Source organism: Halomonas sp. 707D4, from assembly GCF_024158685.1.
Taxonomy (GTDB): domain Bacteria; phylum Pseudomonadota; class Gammaproteobacteria; order Pseudomonadales; family Halomonadaceae; genus Vreelandella.
Window position 1 is genome coordinate 1 of record NZ_JAMZBD010000250.1, and the last position, 4,646, is coordinate 4,646.

General features: G+C 64.6%; 5 protein-coding genes. All 5 read right to left on the bottom strand.

The window, feature by feature from the left end; genetic code table 11:
- Nucleotides 1–154 precede the first annotated feature (154 nt).
- Nucleotides 155–385 carry a DNA gyrase inhibitor YacG gene (yacG, locus tag BIS11_RS11240; protein WP_253423945.1) on the bottom strand — a complete coding sequence of 77 codons (231 nt, stop codon included), beginning with the start codon at nt 383–385 and terminating at the stop codon, nt 155–157.
- Between the two features lie 7 nt (nt 386–392).
- Nucleotides 393–995 (bottom strand): dephospho-CoA kinase, encoded by a 603-nt coding sequence (coaE, locus tag BIS11_RS11245; protein WP_253423948.1) that lies wholly within the window; start codon nt 993–995, stop codon nt 393–395.
- Between the two features lie 30 nt (nt 996–1,025).
- Nucleotides 1,026–1,871, bottom strand: coding sequence for an A24 family peptidase (locus tag BIS11_RS11250; protein WP_253423951.1), 846 nt, complete (start codon nt 1,869–1,871; stop codon nt 1,026–1,028).
- 24 nt (nt 1,872–1,895) lie between these two features.
- Nucleotides 1,896–3,122, bottom strand: coding sequence for a type II secretion system F family protein (locus tag BIS11_RS11255; RefSeq protein WP_253423954.1), 1,227 nt, complete (start codon nt 3,120–3,122; stop codon nt 1,896–1,898).
- An 8-nt stretch (nt 3,123–3,130) separates the two neighbouring features.
- Nucleotides 3,131–4,646 (bottom strand): type IV-A pilus assembly ATPase PilB (gene pilB / locus BIS11_RS11260; RefSeq protein WP_253586062.1); only part of this gene is annotated, 1,516 nt, incomplete at its 5' end.

The following is a 4,646-nucleotide window of genomic DNA, read 5'->3' on the forward strand; positions in this document are numbered from 1 at the left end:
GATGTCGGCGGGGGCATCCAGCCGCCAGGTCGGCGGTCGGGTGGCTTCGTAGAGCGTCGAAGCCCGATCGATGGCCTCGAGCAGCGCATCGAAGCGCGCGTCGAGCTCGTGATAAAGGCGGTAAGCAGTAGGTTCAGGGCGCGTCATGAAGGGCTCAGCTCAGTGGTGCGTCCTTGTCGGCCTGGGCGAGCAGCGTCTCGATGTCGGCCTCGTCCATGGCCGATTCGCCGCCAATGCGGTGTGATTCATCCGCCCAGGCGCCCAGGTCCAGTAGCTGGCAGCGTTTGCTGCAGAAAGGGCGGTAGGCGCTGTCCGGTGTCCAGGAAACCGGTTTGGCGCATTGCGGGCAGGGTACTTCGAGCGGTGAATCGTTGGCCGGTGACATAACACTCCTAGGCGGTGGAACTCAGATGACGGTAGCGCTGGTCGAGCAGGGCGACCTTGGCCACGAGCGATGCCGGGTCGGCCTCGTTGTCGATCACGTCGTCGGCACGTGCCAGCCGCTCTTCCCGAGAGAGCTGGGCGGCCAGGATGGCATCGACCTGTGCTTCGCTGACCCGGTCGCGGCACAGCGTGCGCTCGCGCTGTGTCTGCATACTAACATCTACCACCAGCGTACGCGCGACCAGCGCGTTCTGACCCGACTCGAACAGCAGTGGCGACACCAGTAGTACGTAGGGCGCAGCCCTTTCGAGCCGCGCCAGTTTCTCCTCGAGGCGCTGGCGAATGCGCGGGTGGGTGACGGACTCGAGCCAGCGCCGCTCTTCGGGCGCGTCGAAAATCCGTGCGCGCAGCGCTGCGCGATTCAGCGTGCCATCCTCGAGGCGCACGCCGTCACCGAAGTGAGTGAATATCTCGTCGAGTGCCGGCTCGCCGGGCATGACCACTTCACGAGCGACGTCGTCGGCATCCACGTAGGGAATCCCGATGGCCGCGAAGGCGCGTGCCACGGTGGATTTTCCCGAGCCGATACCGCCTGTCAAGCCAACGATCATGAGCGTGATTCCAGTAGCCAGGTGCCTCGATCAGGCGCCAAGGCGCATGTACAGGGGGAAGAGTTCGTCGCCGGCCAGGAGACATGTCCAGCCGGCCAGCGCCAGGAAAGGGCCGAAGGGCAGCGGCTTGCCGCGCAGAGTGGGCGAAAACGCCTGGGCAGCAAGCCCGACCACGGCACCCAGTCCCGCCGAAAGCACCAGCAGCAGCGGCAAAAAGGGCCAGCCAAGCCATGCGCCCAGCGCGGCCAGGAGCTTGAAGTCGCCATAGCCCATGCCTTCCTTGCCGGTGACCAGCTTGAACAGCCAGTAGAAGCTCCACAGGCTCAGATAGCCCGCCATGGCACCGATCACCGCATCGCCGAGCATGAACGGCTGGAACAGAAGCTGATAGACAAGGCCAAGCCACAAGAGCGGCAGCGTCAGGGCATCCGGCAGCAGGTAGGTGCGAAAGTCGATCACGGAAAGGGCCAGCAGCACCAGGCACGCCGCGTAGATGAATAGCGCCTGGGGCACCGCGCCATAAAGCGCCAGTACCGTGATCGCGAGCAGGCCGCCGGCGATCTCCACCAACGGGTACTGCATGCTGATGGGCTGATCGCACTGCGCACAGCGCCCGCGCCGCTTGAGCCAGCCGAAAAGCGGCAGGTTGTCGTGCCAGGCAATCGGGGTTTCGCAGCGCGGGCAGAGCGAGGCAGGCGTGGCGAGATTGAAACGAGCAACAGACTCGGCGGGCATCTCGAGGGCCTCGAGCGCTTCGCCTCGCCAGCGGCGCATCAGCATCACCGGAAGGCGCGTGATCACCACGTTGAGGAAGCTGCCAAGGCAAAGCCCGACGACGAAGACCAAAGCGTAAAGGATGGCTGGCGGTAAACCCATGGTGCTCCAGAGGCGCGGGGAAATTTAGAGGGCGGTGCCGATCTCGAAGATGGGCAGGTACATGGAGACCACCACGCCCCCGACCAGCAGGCCCAGAACCACGATTATAACCGGTTCCATCAACGAGGTGAGGGTATCGACCTTGTTTTCGACCTCTTCCTCGTAATAGTCCGCGACCCGGTTGAGCATCGCGTCGAGGGAGCCTGCCTCTTCGCCGATGTTGACCATTTGGACCGCCAGCGGCGGGAAGCGGTTGGTCAGGCGCATGGCAAAATGCAGTTGCTGGCCAGTCGTCACGTCCTGGCGCACCTCGTCGATCGCCTTCATGTAGACCCGGTTGTCCGCAGCTCCGGAGGCGGTCTCGAGCCCTTCGATCAGGGGCACGCCGGAACTGAACGTGGTGGCGAGCGTACGGGTGAAGCGCGAGACGGCGGACTTGTGCAGGATATCGCCCAGCACCGGCAGACGCAGCATGAACTGGTCGATGCTGAAGGCAACGCTCTCAGAACGCCGAGCGGCGGCCTTGAGCAGCACGATGGCGCCGATGATCAGCGCGAGCGCCGGCAGCCAGAAAGCCTGGGCGAGCTCGGAAAAGCGCACGGTCAGCTGGGTCAGCATGGGAAGCTCGGCGCCGAAGCCCTGGAACATGCTTTCGAACTCCGGCACTACCACCACCAGCAGCACCATCGTCACCCCGACCCCGATGGTCATGACCGCCCCCGGGTACCACAGCGCCTTCTTCACCCGCGCCTTGAGAGACGCGACCTTCTCCTTGTAGGTAGCGACCCGTTCGAGCATCTCGTCCAGGGCGCCGGCCTGCTCGCCGGCGCCGACCAGGTTGACGAAGAGTCGGTCGAACTGGCGCGGATGCTTGGCCATCGCCTGAGAGAGACTGTCGCCGGAGGAGACGTCGCGCATGATCTGCTGAGTGAGCTCCACCATGGCGGGTTTCTTGACGCTTTCCGAGATCGCCTGCAGCGCCTGGAGAATCGGGATGCCGGCGCGCATCATGGTGGCCATCTGGCGGGCGAACAGCGTGATGTCGACGCTCTTGACCTTGCCGCGCCCATTGAGGCTGCTGCGCTTCTGGATACGCATCGCGCTGATGCGCTGCTTGGCGAGCTGCTCGACCACCTCCTCGCGGGTGCGGCCGATCAGCTCTCCCTTCATCACTCGCTCCTGGGGGCCCTTGCCCTGCCATTTCCAGCGGTGCAGGGGGGCAAGTTTGGTGCGCGCTTTCGCTTTGGCCATCACCGCGGTTACTCCTTGCTGATCCGGTTGACTTCCTCGAGGCTGGTGCTGCCGTCCAGCACCCGGTTGAGACAGCTCTGGTAAAGGCTCGAATGGCCTTCACGGCGGGCGAGCTGGTCGATCTCGATGGCATTGCCGTCGCGCATGATCAGGTTGCGCATGGCGTCGCTGATCGGCAGTACCTCGTAGATGCCCACGCGCCCCTTGTAGCCCTGGGTGCACTGTTTGCAGCCCACGGCCCGGTAAAGAGTGGCGTCCTCGAGCTGCTCGGCGGTGAAGCCGGCTTTCTTGAGCGCCGCCATGGGAATGTCCGCCGGGGTCTTGCAGTGTGCACACAGCCGCCGCGCCAGTCGCTGGGCGATGATCAGGGTCACCGAGCTTGCGATGTTGTAGGAGGCGACGCCCATGTTGGCCAGGCGCGTCAGGGTTTGGGCCGCCGAGTTGGTATGCACGGTGGAGAGCACCATATGGCCGGTCTGGGCGGCCTTGACGGCGATCTCGGCGGTTTCCAGGTCACGAATCTCGCCGACCATCACCACGTCCGGGTCCTGACGCAGAAACGCCCGCAGGGCGCTGGCGAAGTTGAGCCCGATCTTGGGCAGCACGTTGACCTGGTTGATGCCGGATACCTTGATCTCCACCGGATCCTCGGCAGTACAGATGTTGCGCTCGATCTCGTTGAGCATGTTGATGCCGGTGTAGAGGGTCACCGTCTTGCCGCTGCCGGTGGGGCCGGTCACCAGAATCATGCCCTGGGGGCGCGTCAGCGCGGTTTCGTACTCTCGCTGCTGCTCGGGGCTGAAGCCGAGCTGCTCGATCCCCAGGCGTACCGAGGAGGGATCGAGTATCCGCAGTACCAGCTTCTCGCCGTACACCGTGGGCAACGAGTTGACGCGAAAGTCGATCGAGCGAGTGCGCGAGAGCTGCAGCTTGATCGCGCCATCCTGGGGGAGACGGCGCTCGGAGATGTCCAGCCGCGCCATGATCTTCAGGCGCGCCGCGATCCGGTCGCGCATCGCGAAAGGGGGCTTGGCGATCTCGATCAGCATGCCGTCGATTCGAAAGCGCACCCGGTACTGGGCCTCATAAGGCTCGAAGTGAATGTCCGAGGCGCCCCGGCTGATGGCATCGAGCAGCACCTTGTTGACGAACTTGACCACGGGAGCGTCGTCCTTGCTGCCGGCGCTGCTCTCCAGGTCGATCTCTTCGTCTTCCTCGGTCACGATGTTGAGCTCGGCCACGGCGTCATCCACGCCGTCCAGCTCGTCGAGCAGGCTGCGCTCGTTCTGCGCCACGTAATGAGCCAGGTTGCTGCGGATCTGATCGATCGGGGCCAGCACGCCATCGACGCTCAAGTTGGTGGCGAACTGCAGCTCGTCGAGCTGGGTGAGAGTGGCAGGATAAGGCACCGCCACGGTCAGGCGGTGGCCGTGGCGCGCCAGCGGCAGCACGTTGAGCCGGGTGAGCAGCTTGACCGGGTAGTCGCTGGCCGGCGGCAGCGCCTTGAGCCTGACCGCCTCCAGG